This is a genomic window from Tritonibacter scottomollicae, assembly GCF_003003215.1.
Lineage (GTDB): Bacteria > Pseudomonadota > Alphaproteobacteria > Rhodobacterales > Rhodobacteraceae > Epibacterium > Epibacterium scottomollicae.
Genome location: NZ_PVUF01000016.1, coordinates 21,146 through 40,306 on the forward strand (window position 1 = coordinate 21,146; position 19,161 = coordinate 40,306).

Annotated in this window: 18 protein-coding genes and 1 riboswitch; of the genes, 10 read left to right on the top strand and 8 right to left on the bottom strand. The window is 59.8% G+C overall.

The features are described from left to right. Positions 1 to 136: 136 nt before the first annotated feature. From CLV89_RS18385 to CLV89_RS18400, 4 genes are read left to right on the top strand one after another with little or no spacing between them, the layout of a single operon-like run. Positions 137 to 1,159 carry a UDP-glucuronic acid decarboxylase family protein gene (locus CLV89_RS18385; protein WP_106165124.1) on the top strand — a complete coding sequence of 341 codons (1,023 nt, stop codon included), beginning with the start codon at positions 137 to 139 and terminating at the stop codon, positions 1,157 to 1,159. Beyond that, positions 1,156 to 2,160, top strand: a complete 1,005-nt coding sequence (gene galE, locus CLV89_RS18390) for a UDP-glucose 4-epimerase GalE (protein ID WP_106165125.1) — start codon at positions 1,156 to 1,158, stop codon at positions 2,158 to 2,160. The genes CLV89_RS18385 and galE overlap by 4 nt, the downstream gene beginning before the upstream one ends. Then, positions 2,144 to 3,991, top strand: a complete 1,848-nt coding sequence (locus tag CLV89_RS18395; protein ID WP_106165126.1) for a glycosyltransferase family 2 protein — start codon at positions 2,144 to 2,146, stop codon at positions 3,989 to 3,991. Before galE ends, CLV89_RS18395 begins: the two co-directional genes overlap by 17 nt. Continuing rightward, positions 3,988 to 4,899: a glycoside hydrolase family 26 protein gene (locus CLV89_RS18400; protein WP_106165127.1), complete on the top strand. Its 912-nt coding sequence runs from the start codon at positions 3,988 to 3,990 to the stop codon at positions 4,897 to 4,899. The genes CLV89_RS18395 and CLV89_RS18400 overlap by 4 nt, the downstream gene beginning before the upstream one ends. A gap of 933 nt (positions 4,900 to 5,832) precedes the next feature. On the opposite strand, the gene CLV89_RS18410 is transcribed toward CLV89_RS18400, so the two are convergent. Next, entirely contained in the window at positions 5,833 to 6,528 is a 696-nt protein-coding gene (locus tag CLV89_RS18410) for a GntR family transcriptional regulator (protein WP_106165129.1), read from the bottom strand. Positions 6,529 to 6,662: 134 nt separating this feature from the next. Here CLV89_RS18410 and CLV89_RS18415 point away from each other — a divergent pair, with 134 nt between their 5' ends. Beyond that, complete coding sequence (locus CLV89_RS18415; RefSeq protein WP_106165130.1) at positions 6,663 to 7,361, top strand: aspartate/glutamate racemase family protein; 699 nt, start codon at positions 6,663 to 6,665, stop codon at positions 7,359 to 7,361. Between the two features lie 35 nt (positions 7,362 to 7,396). Continuing rightward, on the top strand, positions 7,397 to 8,773 hold the full coding sequence (locus CLV89_RS18420) for an NCS1 family transporter (RefSeq protein ID WP_243395071.1): 1,377 nt from the start codon (positions 7,397 to 7,399) through the stop codon (positions 8,771 to 8,773). A 152-nt stretch (positions 8,774 to 8,925) separates the two neighbouring features. Here the strand turns inward: CLV89_RS18420 and CLV89_RS18425 are convergent, their stop codons facing one another. The 6 genes from CLV89_RS18425 to CLV89_RS18450 all read right to left on the bottom strand — a co-directional run bounded on the left by CLV89_RS18425 (position 8,926) and on the right by CLV89_RS18450 (position 14,980). Next, positions 8,926 to 9,993 carry an ABC transporter ATP-binding protein gene (locus CLV89_RS18425; protein ID WP_106165131.1) on the bottom strand — a complete coding sequence of 356 codons (1,068 nt, stop codon included), beginning with the start codon at positions 9,991 to 9,993 and terminating at the stop codon, positions 8,926 to 8,928. Continuing rightward, positions 9,990 to 10,916 (bottom strand): carbohydrate kinase family protein, encoded by a 927-nt coding sequence (locus tag CLV89_RS18430; protein ID WP_243395072.1) that lies wholly within the window; start codon positions 10,914 to 10,916, stop codon positions 9,990 to 9,992. The genes CLV89_RS18425 and CLV89_RS18430 overlap by 4 nt, the downstream gene beginning before the upstream one ends. A 2-nt stretch (positions 10,917 to 10,918) precedes the next feature. After that, a complete protein-coding gene (locus tag CLV89_RS18435) occupies positions 10,919 to 11,941 on the bottom strand; it encodes an SIS domain-containing protein (protein WP_106165133.1) in 1,023 nt (340 codons plus the stop codon). After that, a complete protein-coding gene (locus CLV89_RS18440; RefSeq protein ID WP_106165134.1) occupies positions 11,938 to 12,783 on the bottom strand; it encodes a carbohydrate ABC transporter permease in 846 nt (281 codons plus the stop codon). Before CLV89_RS18440 ends, CLV89_RS18435 begins: the two co-directional genes overlap by 4 nt. Further along, positions 12,783 to 13,607: a carbohydrate ABC transporter permease gene (locus tag CLV89_RS18445; protein ID WP_243395073.1), complete on the bottom strand. Its 825-nt coding sequence runs from the start codon at positions 13,605 to 13,607 to the stop codon at positions 12,783 to 12,785. The genes CLV89_RS18440 and CLV89_RS18445 overlap by 1 nt, the downstream gene beginning before the upstream one ends. Positions 13,608 to 13,750: 143 nt before the next feature. Then, positions 13,751 to 14,980, bottom strand: a complete 1,230-nt coding sequence (locus tag CLV89_RS18450; RefSeq protein ID WP_106165136.1) for an extracellular solute-binding protein — start codon at positions 14,978 to 14,980, stop codon at positions 13,751 to 13,753. 192 nt (positions 14,981 to 15,172) lie between these two features. Here CLV89_RS18450 and CLV89_RS18455 point away from each other — a divergent pair, with 192 nt between their 5' ends. The 4 genes from CLV89_RS18455 (at position 15,173) to CLV89_RS18470 (ending at position 18,836) form a co-directional block, all read left to right on the top strand. After that, complete coding sequence (locus CLV89_RS18455; protein ID WP_106165137.1) at positions 15,173 to 16,336, top strand: ROK family protein; 1,164 nt, start codon at positions 15,173 to 15,175, stop codon at positions 16,334 to 16,336. Between the two features lie 117 nt (positions 16,337 to 16,453). Further along, positions 16,454 to 16,738: a DUF6522 family protein gene (locus tag CLV89_RS18460; RefSeq protein ID WP_106165138.1), complete on the top strand. Its 285-nt coding sequence runs from the start codon at positions 16,454 to 16,456 to the stop codon at positions 16,736 to 16,738. Positions 16,739 to 17,042: 304 nt separating this feature from the next. Continuing rightward, positions 17,043 to 17,174, top strand: a riboswitch (FMN riboswitch). Positions 17,175 to 17,246: 72 nt separating this feature from the next. After that, entirely contained in the window at positions 17,247 to 17,684 is a 438-nt protein-coding gene (locus tag CLV89_RS18465; RefSeq protein ID WP_106165139.1) for a 6,7-dimethyl-8-ribityllumazine synthase, read from the top strand. Continuing rightward, positions 17,685 to 18,836, top strand: a complete 1,152-nt coding sequence (locus CLV89_RS18470; protein WP_106165140.1) for an iron-containing alcohol dehydrogenase — start codon at positions 17,685 to 17,687, stop codon at positions 18,834 to 18,836. It begins immediately after the preceding gene. Positions 18,837 to 18,978: 142 nt separating this feature from the next. On the opposite strand, the gene CLV89_RS18475 is transcribed toward CLV89_RS18470, so the two are convergent. Next, positions 18,979 to 19,158, bottom strand: a complete 180-nt coding sequence (locus tag CLV89_RS18475; protein ID WP_106165141.1) for a hypothetical protein — start codon at positions 19,156 to 19,158, stop codon at positions 18,979 to 18,981. Positions 19,159 to 19,161: the final 3 nt, after the last annotated feature.

The following is a 19,161-nucleotide window of genomic DNA, read 5'->3' on the forward strand; positions in this document are numbered from 1 at the left end:
GATACCCTCGATAAATTTCATTTTAGCAGCTTGAAAGCGGCGAAGAAAAGCAATGATAGTCTGCTTTTGTTCCGTTCTAGAGCATCTGCGTAAATCCGCAAATCTGAGCTGCTGATTTCCACCTTGGGGGTGTGCAATGTCAGTATCTTTCTCGCCGTTCCTGATGCGCAGACGGACAGGTCAGGATCTTCGCCGGATTGTTGTGGCGGGGGGAGCTGGGTTTGTTGGAGGGCATCTGTGCCAGCGCCTCGTTCAGGATGGCCATGATGTCATCTGTATCGATAATTTCCAGACCGGGCGGACGTGCAACATCGTGCATTTGCAGGATGAACAGAACTTCACCTGTATTTCTCAGGATATCATCGACCCTTTGCCGGATCTTGGCCCGGTGGATGAGATCTACAATCTGGCCTGCGCGGCGTCGCCGAAAAAGTATCAGGTCGACCCGATCCATACCTTCAAGACGAACGTGTTCGGGGCGCTCAATCTTCTGGAGCTGGCCTTGCGCCACGACGCAACGATTTTGCAGTCGTCCACATCCGAAGTGTATGGCGACCCCGAAATTTCGCCGCAGGCTGAAGCCTATCGTGGCAACGTAAACACCATGGGGCCGCGCTCCTGCTACGATGAGGGCAAGCGCGCGGTCGAGACGCTGTTTTACGATTTCCACCACTCACGCGGCGCAAGGACCCGTGTCGCCCGTATTTTCAATACCTATGGGCCGGGTATGTGTCCGGCGGACGGGCGGGTGATTTCCAACTTTGTGACGCAGGCGCTCTCCGGGACTCCTGTTACCGTTTACGGCGATGGCTCCCAAACGCGGTCGTTCTGTTTCATCAGCGATCTTGTCGATGGTCTGATGGCGCTCATGGCGGCTGAGGACGAGGAGGTGACCCCCTATAACCTGGGCAATCCCGGCGAGTTCACGATCACCGAAGTGGCGCGGCACATCATTGCTACGCTGGGGTCCAAATCCGCGATCGAATATCTCGATCTGCCTGTCGATGATCCCAGACAACGCCGTCCGGATATTACAAAGGCAATGGCGGATCTGCACTGGGCTCCAAAGGTATCTTTAGCGGAGGGTCTGAAAAAGACAGTGCCGTATTTTGCCGCCCATCTCGGCGGACCGGCCACCAGGCTTCTGGTCGCGGAATGACGAGCCTTGGCAACATATGTGTCACCGGTGGCGCCGGGTACATCGGCAGCCACGCGTGTTACGCGCTGGCGCGCGAAGGGCGGGTGCCGCTTGTTGTCGACAACCTTTCGACGGGAAACCGCTCTGCGATCCGCTGGGGACCGCTTGCCGAACTCGACTTGCGCGACACCGCGCAGCTGACCGACGCGCTGGTTGCGCATGAGATTTCGACCGTCATGCATTTTGCCGCATCTGCCTATGTCGGAGAGTCGGTGTCCGACCCGATGAAGTACTACGACAACAATGTCGGCGGGATGCTGTCCCTGCTGCGGGCCTGCGAGGGCGCGGGGGTGCAGCGCTTTGTATTGTCCAGCAGTTGCGCCACTTATGGCATACCCGATGCAATTCCAGTGAGGGAGTCCGCGGCGCAACGGCCGATCAACCCCTATGGCGAAAGCAAGCTGATCTGTGAGCGGATGCTGCGCGATGTCGCGCAGCAGGCCGGGATGTCATTCGCCATACTGCGGTATTTCAATGTGGCGGGGGCCGATGCAAGTGGGGCTCTTGCCGAAGACCATGATCCCGAGACACATCTGGTGCCGCTGACGCTGTTCACGGCTGCGGGCCGGCGGGATCTGCTCACTCTGTTCGGGGCAGATTATGACACGCCTGATGGCACCTGCATCCGGGATTACATCCACGTCAGCGACCTGGTGCAGGGGCATCTTCAGGCCCTTGGCTATCTGGAGGCGCGCAAGGGCAACCTGACCGTGAACCTTGGAAGCGGAAGGGGCGTGTCAAACCTTGAAATCGTGCAGACCGTTGAGCGGATTACCCAATGCCATGTCAGAACCCGAATGGCGGAGCGTCGCGCAGGGGACCCGCCGGTTTTGGTCGCAGACACGAGCTTTGCCCGGCAGACCCTCGGGTTTGATCCGCAACGGTCTGACATCGATATGATCGTGACAGATGCTGCCCGAAGCTTTGGGATGTTGGAGGTGAAAGATGCGGAATCTGCATGACCTCTCGCACCAGATCTACCGGGCCCCTGTCCTCAAGGGCGCGCTTCGGGTCAAATATCTGATCCTGTCGCTGCTGTGGCTGTCTGCCGCGGTCTTCTTCTGGCAATGGTGGCTTCAGCCGGTCCATTACACGCAGTGGTTCCTCTACTGGCCTGTGACACTCTGTGTCTTCTGGGTATTCTTTGTGCAGGCCTATCTGCTGTTCTTCTTTATGCGGGCGCATCACGCCACTGGGCGCGTCGGTGACCTTGGGCCGCACCGCGTTGCCATGGTGGTGACCAAGGCACCGTCGGAACCGTTTGAAATTGTCCGAACCACGCTGATCGCAATGCTGGCACAGGACGTCCCACATGACACCTGGCTTGCGGATGAGGATCCGGATCAGATGACCCGTGACTGGTGCGCAGAAAACGGGGTCCAGATTTCAACCCGCAAGGGGGTAGAGGCCTATCACCGCAAGACCTGGCCACGGCGCACCCGCTGCAAGGAAGGCAATCTGGCGTATTTCTACGATCGTTACGGATATGACCGCTATGATTTTGTCTCGCAGCTGGATGCGGATCACGTACCGCAACCCAACTACCTGCGCGAAATCCTGAGGGCCTTTACTGACCCGCAGGTGGGGTATGTGAGCGCGCCGAGCATCTGTTCGCAGAATTCCGGCACAAGCTGGGCGGCGCGCAGTCGTCTGCACAGCGAGGCTGTTTTCCATGGTGTGGTGCAGGCTGGCTATGCAAATGGTCTGGCTCCGATGTGCATTGGGTCGCACTACGCTGTGCGTACGAAAGCGCTGCGTGAGGTTGGTGGATTGGGCCCGGAGCTGGCAGAGGACCATTCAACCTCAATGCTGATGAATGCCGGTGGCTGGAAGGGGATGCACGCGATGGATGCGATCGCCCTTGGCGACGGTCCCGCAACCTTTCTCGATCTGATTGTTCAGGAGTTTCAGTGGTCACGCAGCCTGATGACCATCTTTCTGCAATACACGCCGTCCTATTTCATGCGCCTGTCTGTGCGGCATCGAATTCAGTTCGTGTTCTGTCAGCTCTGCTATCCACTTCTTGCCGGGTTCATGGCGTTGATGTTCGTCTTTCCCATTCTCGCGCTGCTGTTTGACGTGCGCTATGTCGATGTCACCTTTCCCGCCTTTGTCGGCCATGTCTGGCCCTCGACGATCGCGCTGCTGACGTTGGTGTGGTGCTTACGGTCGGATGGGTTCTTCAGGCCGTATGACGCCAAGGTTCTGGGCTGGGAGAAGCTGGCTTTTGCCTTTGCGCAATGGCCTTGGGTCTTGCTGGGCATTGCGATGGCCGTGCGCGACCGTTTGTTTGGTGGCTTTGTCGACTTTCGGGTCACGCCAAAGGGCAGCGGTGCGGTGTCCGTGCTCCCATGGGCGGTTTTGGTGCCTTATGTGGCGCTGGCCCTGATGTCGCTGCTGCCCGTCCTGTTGATCGAGGAGATCTCACAGGCGGCCGGATTTTACATTTTCGCGCTGATCAATGCGCTGATCTATACCGTTCTGTTTCTGGTGATCGTGCTCAAACATCTCAGCGAAAACGGGATCAGGTTCTTTTCCTGGCCGCTGCGCACCGCGATCCAGTTCGGCTGCGTGCTGCTGCTGTCGGGGTCCATCGTTCTCGGCTTTGGCGAGCGCAGCAATGCGGCGCTGATTGCGCTTACGGACACAGGGGGCGGGATCAAGATTTTCAGGCCGCATTTTCCGGTCTCTGGGGCAGGGCGGAGCACCGCCAACGCTCCAATCATGACCTACGACTCGGACTGGTACATTCAGCTGCTTAACTCTTTTACTTCGCAAAGGACGGGAAAATGAAACGCCTATCGGACTTCAAACGCCAGACCTTCAGAAATCTTGGGGTCGCGGCAACGCTGGTTCTTGCAACGGTCAGTGCACCTGCGGCTCAGACGGTGCCGCCCGGAAGCCTGCCGTTTGGTGTCTACGATCCAAATGGCGACTTCACCGACCTTGCCGGGGTGTCGATCGAACATCTGTTTCTTCCCTGGGAGGACGTCTTGCTGCCGAGCCTCAAGGAAGCGGAAACCTATGCAAAGGAGCGCGACCGAACCCTGCTGGTGACGATCGAGCCCTGGACCTGGTCGCGGGATGAGCGCAATTCACCAAGCGTGCTGCGCAATGGGATCGAGTCTGGTGCCTATGACGAAAAGATGGCTGCCATCTGCACCGCCCTCGGGAGCCTGGACATTCCCATGACGATCCGCTGGGCGCAGGAAATGGACGATGACAGCGGTCAGTTCATCTGGGCGGGCTGGGAGCCGGAGCGCTACATTTCCGCATATCGGCGGATGAATGATGTCTGTCGCGGCAGTGCGCCGGACGCAAAGTACATGTGGTCGCCGCTGGGCCGGGAGAACATGGCTGACTATTATCCGGGCGACGATGTTGTCGATGTGGTCGGGCTGTCTGTCTTCAGCTATCAGCCTTGGGAAGGTGAAATCCTGGGCCAGTCACTGAGCTTTGCCGAGATCTTCGGCCCACGCTATGACCGTGCGGTTGAATTTGGCAAACCAGTCATGGTGGCCGAGCTGGGCTTTGTCGGTGATGCCGAACATGTCGCCCGCTGGAATGCAGATATCCGCACCATGGGCGACGCATATCCCGAGTTGGCTGCGGTGGTCTATTTCGGACAGCAAGAGGTCTATCCTTGGCCCGACGGGTTTGGCTTACCGAACTGGCGCCAGACGGCACATATCTTGGAGTGATCGCCGGTCAGCTCCAAAGGCTGCCGTCACGCTCTGTGTTCAGCTGACGTGGATTCGCCGAGCCGACGGCGCTACAAGCGACTGCGATGGCCGGTTTCAGACCCGTTTCCGCTGTGCAGTGGCAGTTTTTCGCCTGAGTGATCTTGTGGCCCCTGTGCCGCTTCAGCATGGGGAAGGCACCACCTGAAGTGCGTTTTGTAACGATCTGTTGGTTTTGGATAAATGGAAACTGCGCCGGTATGTCTACCGGCGTTTTTTGCTGGACGAAGCTTCAATTCTCTTCTCAAACCGTTGTGACCACAGCGCGCCCAACTCCTGCCATCTTCTTGACCGTTAATAAATTGTTGGCCTAGAAGTGGCACAGGTAAAGAGACCCGCTAGATCAAATGCGGGCTCACAACCCGAGGAGAGCAGTTGTGGTAGTACAGGTTGCACGCCGGTTTCGGCGCGGTTTTTTTGTGTTTGCGTTGGGCGCAACATTGATCGTCGGGAGCGCATTTGACGTTCAGGCGAATGAGGTCAATGCCCCCAAGAATGACCCCACCAAAGTTGTGCTTGCCTCAGGGTCAGGCAGCTATGTTTGCACCCCTGCAGGTTTTGGTAAAAAGTCCCGGTGCTATCGCCGCTGACGCGGTGTCAGAGATCTGTAGCACCGGTTTCCGCCCGTTTTCAGATGCGGGCCTTTCCAACTCGGCCCGAGCGCGTGGTGCCCTCTAGAGAAGCACATGGCGGCGCTTGAGCCTTCGTCGCTATCAGTTTGATATAGTGTCTTTTCTGGTCTCATTTGAGCCGCCAGCCATATACCTGTCACGGCAGGACGGTCGATACGCGAAGCGCAGCGCACTCTGTCCAAGGCACCAATCACACGTGTCATTTTGGCGGCGTGTGCCTGCTGGCACGGCTTGCTGTGTCGCCGGCAATGCGATCGTTTCTCTAGCCTTGTGATGACGCGCTGCGCGGAACCATCAGTTGTTCCTTCAGGCTCATAGGGGCCGCAGGCGGCTCTTCGAAGTTCAAGCCCTTCTCCAAATGGCGCAGATGCTCATCCACCAGCCGGACCAGCTCGTCTACGCTGCCGTTCTGTAGGGCGTCGACAATCCTGTCATGCTCATCCTCTGCGCAGGAAGAGCTGCCAGTGCGGGAGTACAGTCCCAGAATGAGCGTGCTGCGCATCGTGAGTTCCGACAGGAACCGCTCCAGCACAAGATTTCCTGCTATTTGCGCGATACGCATGTGAAACTGACGCGAGGCGCGCAGCTCCGCAGGTTTGTCTCCTGCCTTATGGGCCTGGGCCTCCTCGATGATATTGTCGCGCAGAAATGTGATGTCGCCAGCAGAAGCCTGACCTGCGGCATGCCGTGCAATGGTGCTTTCGATCGCGCGGCGAGCCTGAAATATGTCGCGAGCCTCTTTCGGGGAGGGCGTCATCACAAACGCACCGCGGTTTGGGCGCAGCTCCACAACTTGCTGTGCCGCAAGCGACGCAAGCGCCCGGCGCACATTGGCCCGGTTACAGGCAAACAGATCACTCAACGCCTGCTCGCCCAACTTGGTACCAGCTGGCAGTCGCTGTTCAGCGATGGCATCGAGAATCGCGTTCACGATCAAATCTTCGGGAGAATCCTTCATCGGGCCCTGAAAAGTTTTTCTTGCACAGAGGCAACTTAAGGACCGGAGGGCTGCATTGCAATGGCATGAGGCGACGGCACGCTTGACTTGTTATCACGGATTGTTAACAAAATATGGCAACAAAGGAGGAGCTCATGAAAATTCTCGTCGTCAATCCCAATTCGACCGAGTCGATGACAGGGAAGATCGTCGAAGCGGCCAAGACTGTCGCCGGCCCCGGAGTGACCATTCTGGGCGCCACTGCCCAGGGCGCCCCGGCCAGCATCGAAGGCCATTTCGACGAGGCCATGTCACTGCCCGGTCTGCTGGCGCAGGTTGCCGCGGCCGAAGAACAGGGTGTGGATGGGATCGTGGTTGCCTGTTTCGACGATCCGGGCATCGGTGCCTGTCGCGAACTGGCAACCGGGCCGGTGCTTGGTATTTGCGAGGCTGCGGTAAAGGCGGCCAGCATGCTGGCGACGTCCTTTTCGGTTGTGACCACTTTGCCGCGCGCCGTGCCGGTGATCGAACATCTCGTGCACGGCTACGGGCTTTCGCACCAGTGTCGCCGGGTGCGCTCTGCCGAGATTCCGGTCCTCGCACTGGAAGAAGAGGGCTCTGACGCGCGCGACAAGATCCGTCGTGAAATCCTGCGCGCCATCGAAGAGGACCATTGCGAAGCGGTTGTTTTGGGCTGCGCGGGCATGGCGGACCTGACTGCATGGCTCAGTGAAGAAACCGGCATTCCGGTCATCGATGGGGTCAGTGTTGCCGTCCGAATGGTCGAGGCACTGGCGAGCTGCGGCCTCAAGACCAGCAAAATAAATGCATACGCGAGGCCCAATAAAAAGTGAGCCCAGAATAAACTAGGAATGTCAGGGAGGAAGACATGACCATGAATACAGATCTGGAGGCTGCCGTGGATGGTGGCACAGACGGACACACAGAGGACCATAGCGGCAAGGGGGTCGGGGAGGAGAGCCTGGCGCCGCAGCAGACACGGATCATGGACCCTTGGTCCTACCTGTTTGCCTGGCTTGGCGGTTGCGTGTCGATCGGGACGTTTACCATTGGCTCGGGCCTGGTGGGGACATTGAACCTGCTGCAGACCCTCGTCGCGATCGGCATTGGTTGCACGGTCATCGGCGCAGCACTGATGATCAACGGGCAGGCCGGGCATAAATACGGCATCCCCTTCATGGTGCAGGCGCGGTCTGCATTTGGCTTTTCCGGTACCCGGCTACCGGCGCTGGTGAGGTCCGTGCCCGCCATTGTCTGGTTTGGCTTTCAAAGCTGGATCGGGGCGGGCGCGCTCAATCTCGTGTCTGATACGCTGTTTGGCTATGACAACATCGTGGTGTTCTTCATTGGCTTTCAGCTTCTGCAGATCGGCCTGTCGGTGCTTGGCTTTCACGGTATCAAATGGCTGGAGAACATCGGCTCGGTCTTTATCATCGGGTCGCTGGTCTACATGTTCTTCAGCGTGATCAGCAAATACGGCGAGGAAATCTCGGCCAATCTGGTCAATGTCGAAGGCACCTGGGGGGCTCCGTTTTGGGGCGCGACCATGCTGTTCCTGGGCATTTACAGCACCATGATGCTGAATGTGTCCGACTATTCCCGTGAGCTGCGGCGCAATGTCGGCCCGGTTCGACAGATCGCCATCTATGCCAACTCGATCCTGCCCGCGACATTGTTCATGGGGTTGATCGGCCTGATGGTGTCTGGCGCAACCGGCGAAGTGGATCCGATCAAGGTGTTCTCCAGCGCGGTGGACAACAAGCCGCTGCTTGTGATCACGCTGCTGTTCATCGCTTTTGCTCAGGTGACCACAAACATCCTGAACAATGTGGTTCCGCCTGCCTATGCGCTGATGGATATCTTCAAGATCAACTTCAAGACATCGGCAGTTATCGTCGGCCTGCTGGCCTTTGCCACATTTCCCTGGGAACTGGTGAAGGATGAGTCTGCCGCCGGGCTTAGCCTGTTCATCCAGACCTATTCCGCCTTCCTCGGACCGATCTTCGCGATCCTGGTGGTGGATTACTTTATCCTGCGCAAGCAGGAGCTGGATCTGACCAAGCTGTATGACGAGAACGGACCCTACAAGGGCGTCAACTGGGCTGCGGTGATCGCCATGGGGCTTGGGGTGGTCGCTGCGCTGATCTTCTCAGGGATCTCTTGGTATGCCAGCCTGCTGCCTGCCGGCCTGTCATACTACCTGTTGATGAAGCACTGGCCCGCGGCCAAGCGGTTCATGGAGTAGTCACATTCATGGTGTGACCAAGGAAAAGCCTCGCGTTCAGCGAGGCTTTTCCCATGTGTTATTGGCGCGTTTGCCGTTCAGTTCGCATGGAAACGAAACGCTTTCAGCGACGCGCTGACGGCGAATACCTGCGCGGCTTGGCCGAGGTGGCGCTAGTGCGGCAGACACTCGACCCGGTCGCCACTGTTGGCGTCGAAGGTCAGAATGCGGTTGGGTTCGACAAACAGGTCGATGTCTTGTCCGAGGGCCAGAGGCAGGTCGGCAGGCAGCGTGGCCGTCACACGCGTGTCATTGAGGGCCACGCTGACAATCTGTTCAGGGCCCGTCAGCTCAACCAGATCGACAGTGCCTGAGAGAGTGATCGCCCCGTCAAATGCCTGTGTTTTCAGGGCTTCGGGACGAATGCCGACAACAACGGGATCGGTGGGGCGGAGGTCCTTTAGGACAGCGGCGCCGCTCGCGATTTCCAGACCGCGTTCCGTCTGTTGCGTCGCGAGGATATTGATCGGCGGAGAGCCCATGAACTCTGCCACGAAGCGCGAGGCCGGTCGGTTGTAGATCTCCTCCGGTGTTCCAAGCTGCTCGATGCACCCACCCCGCATGACTGCGATACGCGAGGCCAGAGTCATCGCTTCGATCTGGTCATGGGTCACGTAGACGACGGTGACGCCGAGCATCTGGTGAAGGCGCTTCAATTCGCTGCGCATCTCCAGCCGCAGTTTTGCATCGAGGTTGGACAATGGCTCGTCAAACAGAAACAGCTTTGGCTTGCGGACCAGCGCGCGCCCGATCGCAACCCGCTGCCGCTGCCCGCCGGACAGATCGCCGGGCTTCCGGTCGAGCAGGTGGTCGACCTGCAAGACCTTTGCCGCTTCCAGCACGGCCTTTTCCCGGGTGGAGCGGTCGATGCCGCGCATCTCCAGCCCAAAGCCGATGTTGCGCGCCACCGAGAGGTTCGGATAGAGCGCGTAGGACTGGAAGACCATCGCAATGTCGCGGTCCTTGGGGTGAACGCCGTTGAGCCTGCGTTCATTGAGGGTGATGTCGCCAGAGGTGGGGTCCGAGAGGCCGGAAATCATGCTCAGCAGCGTTGATTTTCCACAGCCCGAAGCTCCGAGCAGCACCAGAAACTCGCCGCTTTCCAGATTGAGGTTGATGCCCTTCAGCGTTTCAAGCGTGCCGTAGGATTTGCGGATTTCACGAAGTTCGAGAGTGCTCATGCTGGGACTTCCTGCGGGGAGGTTTCAGAATAGACGCGCGGGTTGGTGGAGATCGCCGTGGAGGCAACGCCAACCGCGGCCGTCAGAGCGATGTCGATCTCTGCGCCTTTGGCCAGCTCGGCCAGGAAGGCTGCGTTGAACACGTCTCCGGCGCCGATGGTGTCCTGAACACGCACCTTTGGGGCGCTGGCGACAAAGGTCTGACGGTGATGTGAGGCGATGGCCCCGCGCGGCCCGCACTTGATCACCGCAATCCCGTCCTGCGGCAGGCGTTGGGCAAGGGCATCAAGCGCGCCGGATGCGTCATCCTGCCCGGTCAGGTTGGTGGCCTCGATCTCGTTCAGCAGAACGATGGTGCTGCGCGCGACCCAGCCCTCGACAGCGTGGCGGACGTCCGTGGTCCACCCCGGCAGGGGCCAGCCGGTGTCCAGCGCAACCTTGACGCCGGCGTCCTGGGCCCGGTCGAACAGAGCGTCATAGTGTTCGGCCAGACGTTCAGTCAGAAAGCACCCGCACAACAGCAATATCCCGCCAGAGAGCGCCGCCCAGTCGAGTTGCGCGTCCACTTGTGGCCAGTCCAGTTCAGGAAGGTGCCCCATGGTGGTGTAGAAAGTGCGTTCCGCATCTGGATGCGTGATGCCCACGGACAGGGTTGTGGGACCGTTTGTTCGACTCCAGTTCAGGGCGCCGGGGCCAAACCCTTTTCGAAGCCAGTCGCCAAAGTGATCGTTGCCGGTATTGGCGGCACATTGGAACGGCACGTTCATGGCCTGCCATGCGAGGGCGGCGTTGCCGGCACTTCCCCCGACGCGCAGGTCATCATCGGCGCAGAGAACCTCTGTGCCGGGGGTCGGCCAAGGCGCGATAGGGCCGAGAATCAGGTCAACATTCACGTTGCCTACCGTTGCAAGCGGTCGCGTCATCGTCATTCAACCTTTGTTACCTTGGAGCATCGCTGCGGGGTTCCGACGTCGGGTACGCGTGCGGCGGCGAAATCGACCATGAATTTCTGTGCAGCCGACAGGAGGGTGAAACACGCGGCAAGCCCATGGCCCGTTGGGCAAGAGATCATATGTGCGCCATCGACAGGTGGCAGATCCGAGGCATCAAATATGATCAGCGGGGATTTACTTTCGCGCACCACAAATTCCGCAAGGTTCGTCACATATGTCGCGGAAGGATCAGCGGCGCGGAACATGACGACCCCGACATCCGGGTGGAGCATCTCGACGGGGCCGTGCCGTAGTTGTCCGCTTTCAAGGCTGAAGCAGGGCAGGCGCGACAACTCTGTCAGACCCAGAGCAATGGCCTCGGCCACGCCTTGTTGGTTGCGGCCCGAGGTTACGATGGCGCGGACATTCGCGAAATGGCTGATCGCCTTCTGCATGTCCGGCGCGGTGGCTTGTGACATGGCTGCGATCACCGGCGCGAGATCTGCCCCGAGATGCTGAAGCACCGCGGCATGCAATGCCAGTGTCACGGTGAGGGAGCGGGTTGCGGCAAAGGGAATTTCCGATCCGCCGGCGCCCACGAGGCAGGGGACGATCCCGGCGAGAGAGGAGGCGCCCTCCATTGTCAGACCAAAGGCGTCCTTTGGGGCGTGCCCTTCGGAGAACCAGCGCAGGACCTCGGCGCTTTCGCCGGATTGAGAGGTCACGATCGCCGTCCATCCATCGAGTGGCAATGGGCTGTCCAGCTGCTCCGACAAGGGCAGGGCAACCGCCTCGATGCCAAGCGCGCGGTAACTGGGTTCAAGGGCCCGGCCGACTGCATGAGAGCCCCCCATGCCAAGAAGGATCAGCCGCCCGGTGCGCCGGATTGCCTCGGCGATGTCGACGGCGATGTCGCCCGATTGGGCAATACTATCGCGGCTGTCGGTCATCTGCCGCGCCATTTCGGCGTGTATCGTGGTCATGAAGTCAGATTGGGGTTCAAGTAGGGTTGTCATCCTTTGACACCTCCGTTGGTAAGCCCCGAGATCAGGGAACGTTGCATGAGAATGCCGATCAACACCGGCGGCAGGGCGGCAATGACCCCGGCGGTCGCAATCAGCCCGTAGTCGGACACCCGCCCTCCGGCGAGGTCGGCAATGGCGACTGTCAGCGTCTTGGCGTCCTGGTTTGATGTGAACAGCAGCGCGTAGAAGAACTCATCCCACGCCAGCAGAAAGGCAAAGATGGTTGCCGTGGCGATGACGGGCATGGCAAGCGGCAGGATCACGATCCGCAGCATCTGGTCCAGACGTGCCCCGTCGATCGCGGCCGCGCGCTCCAGATCTTTCGGGATCGGGTCGAAGCCGGACTTCAGCAGCCAGGTCACAAAGGGCGCGAGAATGCTGAGATACACAAGCCCCAGCCCAAAGACGTTATTCAGAAGTCCGAATTTCGCCAGAATGAAGTACAGCGGGATGGACAGGGCGACCGGCGGCAGCATGTAGGTCGCGATGATACCACCCAGTACCCAGCCCAGTCTGGGGTTGCGCGACAGCGCCCAGCCCGCCGGGATTGCGACCATGATCGCGGCGATCGTGGCCATGCCGGCGACCTTTATGCTGTTGAACAGAGAGGCCATGAAGGCCTGACCCGCACTGTTGTCAGAGCGATCAAACAATGTCGCATAGCGCGAGATGTCGATCTCGTTCGGCCACCAGCGCAGGGGCTTTGCGGAGAGATCGGCATTGGAGGAAATGCTCATCACGAACAACCAGGCAAGCGGCATGAGGATGATCAGCGCGACAAGCAGAGCCATCAGGTGGATGAACAGGCGGAACCAGCGGGATTGATGTTCCATTAGCGGGCCTCTCCTGCAAAGCGACGCATGATCATGAGATAGGCCACGGCCAGAACGGTAATGATGAGCGTGATGATCAGGGCAAGTGATGCGCCTGAGCCAACCCGTTGAAAGGCAAATGCCTCTTGGTAGACAAGGATCGACAGGCTGCGGGTGGAGTTTGCCGGTCCGCCTCGGGTCATGATCCAGATCAGGTCAAACACCTTGAAAGCCTCGATGGTGCGCAGGACTAGCGCCACCATCAGCGGCCCGATGAGATAAGGCATGATGACATAGCGAAAGCGTTTCCAGGCGTTGGCGCCGTCGGAAATGGCGGCCGCGCGAATGTCCTTTGGTACGGCCTGCAGGGCGGCCAGTGCGATCAGTGCCACCAGCGGAAAGTTCTTCCAGACATCGGCCACGATCAGCGCGGTCATCGCACTGCTGGGCTCTCCCAGCCACGACCGATAGGCGTCCAGCATGCCGATCTGGGTCAGCAGCGCATTGAGCGCGCCGTATTCGGGGTTGTAGATCAGCCGCCACAGGGTGGCGTTGACCACTGTTGGGAGGGCCCAGGGCAGGATCATGAGGGCCCGCAGGAGCGTGCGGCCGTAGAACCGTTGATTGAGCAGCAGCGCAACCAGAACGCCGAGGACAAGCTCGATCGAAACCGACCAGACGCTGAACCTCATTGTTGCCCAGAACGCGGACTGAAAGTTCCGGCTGGATACCGTTTTTGTGTAGTTGTCGGCGCCTATGAACTCGCCGCTGGTGCCGGCCAGCCGTGCATCAGTCATCGACAGTCGGATGGTATCAACCAACGGCCAGCCGATGACTGCGATCATCACGAGCACAAGGGGAAGCATCAACAATAGGGCACGCGGAGACATGCGTTCTGAAAACATAAGATCAGCCTATGGTAGGGGGAAGGGGATCTGGGCAGACCGGAGTGGCAGGGCGCGTCTGGCGCGCCCCGCGATATGCGATCTCAGAGACCGCTGTTGTCTGCAGCACCCTGCAGGGCGTCTTCGGGCGATGCCATGCCTAGAAGCGCTTCTTGAATGCCTTGTTGCAGCGCCATCGACATCTCCTGATAGCGGGGAGTCATCGGGCGCGGGTACATCGCGGCAAGGCTCTTGCTGGCGGCGTCGATCAGCTCTTCCTGACCGGCGGTGACCGCCGTGTCCTCATAGGAGGACTTCCAGATGGGCAGGCTGAGTTTGGCATAGGTGTCCTGCACCGGCTGCGACGTCATGTGGACGATGTAATCCCATGCAAGATCAGGGTTTTCGGAGGTGCTCGGAATACCAAGCCCCATGGAACCGTTCACCGCGGACACGGAGGAAGATCCCTCAACGCCCGGCGCGGGTACAACACCGACGTTGCCTGCGACCTTACTCTCTTCGGAGGTATTGGCGAGATTATACATGTAGGTCCAGTTGAGCGCGAAGGCCGCGTCTCCGTTCTGGAACACATTGCGGACATCCTCTTCGAGGAATTCCTTGGAATTGGGGTTGGTCAGGCCTGATTTAAAGCTGTCGACCATGTAGTGCAGCGCATCAAGGCCACCGCCGGTCTGAAATTCCGGCGCACCCTCCTTCAGGAAGTCGCCGCCGAAGGCACTGAGCAGGGTCGTATAGTCACAAATAGCGGCTTCGGCCTGTGCCCAGCTCCAGACGATCGGATGGTCGACGAGGCCAGCATCCTTGATTGTCTGTGCGTCTTCCTGCAATTCGGCCCAGGTTGCGGGAGGGGTGTCGATCCCGGCCTGTTTCAGCATGTCCTTGTTGTAAAACAGATACTTGGTGTCGAGAATCCAGGGCATGCCGTAGCTCTTGCCGTCGTAGTCCACGGTGGTCCAGGCCCCCGGCAGGATACCGGCTTTCATGTCCTCGGTGATCTTGTCGCTCACGTCGAGCAGGATCCCGTTCTCGGAATATTCCGCAGGCCAGATGACGTCGAACAATACGACATCATAGCCGCCGCCAGCACCCTGAGACAGCACGGTCTTGTCATGCAGCCCTTCGTAGGGAACAAACTCCAGGTTGATCTTCACGTCCGGATGGGCGCTCTCGAAGCTTGCGGTCATCGCCCGGATATCGTCTTCGCTATAGGCTGCCTGAGCCATAAACAGCGCGTTCAATGTGGTCTCGGCCATTGCGGATGTGCCGCAAAGTGCGGTTGCAGCCATAAGGGCCGCCCGAAGTTTCAAAGTCATTGGTTCACTCCTGTTGATATCACGACGTCGGGCAGGCCCGACCCCTTCCGGTTTTGTTGCGTCCACTGCGCCAAAGTACCTGGGCTGACTCATCCGGCTATTAAGTCCAAGTAGTGGACTTAATGCTTGCAGAAGCACTCCGCAGCTGTCAATGTATTTTTGATGAAGCAGCCTGTACCTCAGATTCACGCCATGTTTGGAACGTCTTCAGGCGCCGCTGGTGTCCACAACCGGCGCGTGGTGATCGACGCGATCCGGGTCAATGGTGCCCTGTCGCGGGCAGCCCTGGCGCGGGCGACAAAGCTTGCCAAGCAAACATTGTCCAACATCATCGAAGATCTGGAAAAGGAGGGGTTGGTTGCTGCGCAGGAAGCCGTCCTTGAGGGGCGCGGGAAGCCGGCAATTCCTTATGCGCTCGCCCCGTTGGGAGCATTTTCCGTCGGGCTGCAGATCGACAGGCATGTGGCTCGATGCGTCATCGTGAACCTTGTCGGTGAGGTCGAGGTCAGGCGTGATGTCGCGGTTTCGACCGGTGATCCGGGGGCGGGAATGATCGAGCTGGCTCAGCTCGTGCAGGGCGCACGCGACGAATTGGAGCAACGCCATCCGAATTCGATGGAGCGGATCGTGGGGCTGGGGGTGGCGATGCCCGGACCATTTGGCCCGCAGGCCGGAGTTTCCACCGAAGAATTCACCATGGCCTTCTGGCAGAAATATCCGTTGGTGGAACGCCTTGAAGCCGCGACCGGATTGTCCGTCAATTTACAGAACGACGCGGCGGCGGCGGCCATGGCGGAGAAGCTGACCGGCCAGGCCCATGGCAAGCAGAATGCGGTGTGCATCTACCTCGGCTACGGGCTTGGCGCGGGCCTGATCATCAACGGAGAAGTCTACAACGGAGAGCGCGGAAATGCAGGTGAGATTGGTATGATCTGCATGAAGCCTGGCCAGTTGACGACTGATATTCTTGAACAGTTGCTCTCTCTGGGCGGCTTTTGCGCGCGATTTGGCGTGAACCATTCTGCGCCGGACATATTTGCGCGGATCACAACCCTGCTGCGGAACAAACATCCGGGCGTTGAAGAGTGGCTCGACCAATCTGCCGGTTATCTCGCCTGGGTTGCAAATATCGTGCAGCTCACCTTGGATCCGCAGGCCGTAATCCTGTGCGGCACCGCTCCGAAAGAAATGATCAAGGCGCTTGTCGAGCGGACCAATAGCTTGTTGGGACCTGATCGAGAGCGGCAGATCCTGGTTGGTCTCTCGGATCCCTGGACCGTGGCGCTTGGGGCGGCTGCCGAACCGATCAGCCGGAGTTTCGATCCAAAATATGCCGCCTTACTAAAGTCAGGTTGAGCGGCGGGATGCCGTGCAGGCGTGCGCTTTAACTTATGAAATGTCAGAGTATCATTGTGCATCGCTTCCACGCAGGCGACGACGCGCGCGTCGCCCGTCGCGACAAGGAGATCAGACATGGCAGAGGTATCGATGTCCGAGGCAGGGGTTGTTGTTGATGCAACCCTTGTGGCCAAGGCATTCGGGATCGCGCCGGACGTGGTGCGGCAAGAAATGCGCGACGGCACCATCACCAGTCAGAGCGAGACCGGCGTCGCAGAGGATGCCGGGCGCATGCGGGTGACGTTCTATCGCGCGGACCGGGCGTTCCGGCTGGTGATTACCGAGACTGGGGAGATCCTGTCGCGCGCGACATTTCCGGTGCTCGCCCGTCGCCGTTCCGTACCGCCTGATGTGGACTAAGTGCTCTGCAATCAATCCCGAAAGTCCTCTTTGTGGTGGTGCAACGGGCGACACCAAGCATCTCGCCCCGCTGAATGACCGAGATGTATTGAGGGCACCCCCTCTGACTAAGGCGCGATGGACATGGCTTTTTTGGGGGGAGCCAGAGCAGAGACTGGCGGGTGATCCTGCAAATTGCCGAGAGCATCACGGTCCAAGCGCCGCATATAGATACTGGCGTGATTAGATCAGGCGCCTGTGACCTCTGAAATTTGCGGTCCGTTTTTGGAGGGCTTGTCTTCGAGGGCAAAACCCGCCATGAGGATTTTGTTCTCAGGGCGGGGTGAAATTCCCCACCGGCGGTGACAGCCCGCGAGCGCCTGCCATGTGGCAGGGTCAGCAGATACCGGTGGAATTCCGGAGCCGACGGTTAAAGTCCGGATGGTAGAGAACCAGTCGCAGGTGGCCAGGGCCCCTGTGGCCGGGTACGAAATGCCTTGGGACCATTTGAACAAGACAGGATGGTTCTATGACTGACACACTCAAAATCGCCTTCGTGAAGGCCCGCTGGCACAGCGATATCGTCGATCAATCTTTGGTCGGCTTCAATGCACGTCTGCATGAGGCGGGACGGGCCGCAGAGGTGGATACCTTTGACGTGCCCGGCGCCTTTGAAATGCCACTGCTGGCCAAGAAGCTGGGGGCGAGTGGCAAATACGACGCGGTGGTCTGTGCGGCGCTTGTGGTCGATGGCGGTATTTATCGCCATGATTTTGTTGCCGCCAGCGTGGTCGAGGGATTGATGCGTGCGCAGATGGATACCGGAGTGCCGGTGTTCTCCGTGTCGCTGACGCCGCATCATTTCCAGCCGAGCGAAGAGCATCTGGGCTTTTACCACCAGCATTTCGTCAAGAAGGGCGAAGAAGCGGCCAATGCCGTAATGATGATCGCGGATCTGGAGGTCTGAATGTCCGGGGAATTGCCTGCATTTGCGTTTGCCACCGCCGGAGCCATTCGTTTTGGACGGGGCGAGGCACTCCGGGCGGTTCCCGACATGGCCGCGCTGGGCAGCCGCATCTTGCTGGTGACCGGCGCGACCGTGCAGCGGGCGGCATGGCTTGTTTCTGCCTTGCAGAGCGCGGGCTGCGTCGTCACGCTTTGTCCAACGGCGTCGGAGCCGGACGTTGACATGATTGCCGCTGGTGTCGAGCTGGCACGCGCGAAGGGTGCCGAGGCCGTGGTTGCGCTGGGCGGTGGCGCGGCGATCGATGCGGGCAAGGCAATTGCTGCATTGGTGCCGGCGTCCCGGCCATTGATCGACCATCTCGAAGTGGTCGGGCAGGGGCTGCCGCTGGATCACGCGCCATTGCCGTTTGTGGCGATCCCGACCACCGCAGGCACCGGAGCAGAGGTTACGCGCAACGCGGTGATCGCGGTGCCCGACGTGCAGCGCAAGGTCAGCCTGAGGGATGCACGGATGTTGCCGCGCATGGCGGTTGTGGATCCCAGCCTGACTGACGGCTGTCCGCGCCATGTCACGTTGGCCTCAGGGTTGGATGCAATCACGCAGGTGATCGAGCCCTACATCTGCACACGCGCCAACCCGATGACCGACGCCCTGTGCCGGGCCGCAATTCCGGCCGGGCTGGAGGCACTGCCGCGCCTGATGGTGGGCGAGGACGCCGCAGCGCGGGACGCGATGGCCTGGACTTCGCTGTGTGGCGGGCTGGCGCTGGCGAATGCAGGTCTTGGTGTGGTGCACGGGCTTGCGGGGCCGCTTGGCGGTCTGTCTGACGCAGCGCATGGTGCTATCTGTGGCGCGCTGCTGCCACATGGGCTTGCAGCCAATGCGTCCTATGCGGATGCCGGAACCGCGGCGCGTCTGGAGGACATTCGGGGCTGGATTGGGCAGGCGCTGGGCTGCCGCTCTGATGCAGCCTTCGTGTCACTTGCGGAATGGTCGCGCGATCAAGGGGCGCCGGGGCTGGATGCGCTCGGTATTGATGCGGAGATGAGGGCAGCGGCGGCCAAGGCGGCGGCATCCTCGTCGTCGATGAAGGCGAATCCGGTGAGCCTCAACGAGGAAGAGTTGAGGCGCATCATGGATGCCGCCCGCTGATGAGCACAGGCATGCGCCGCGCCTTTGCTGTGTTGGCTGACGAGGGCGGACGCGAGATGGGTCCGCCCAAGAGATTTCACGCCGCACCATCGGTCTGAGGCCGGGATCGCTGTGCCATCAGCGCAGCGCTCTTTGCAGAGGCTTAGCGCTCTACTGTCGCGTTTTGCTTGTTCTTCTCTGCTGTGGCCTTCATGCGCGCCAAGAGGTCCGCCTTTGACGGGCGCTGACCAAATGGGTTCTCCTTGGAGCCTTTGGCATTGTGCTCGGTGTGGCGTGGGTTTTTCTTGCCCGTCTTGGGGCCGCCCGACGTCCCATAGTCCATTGT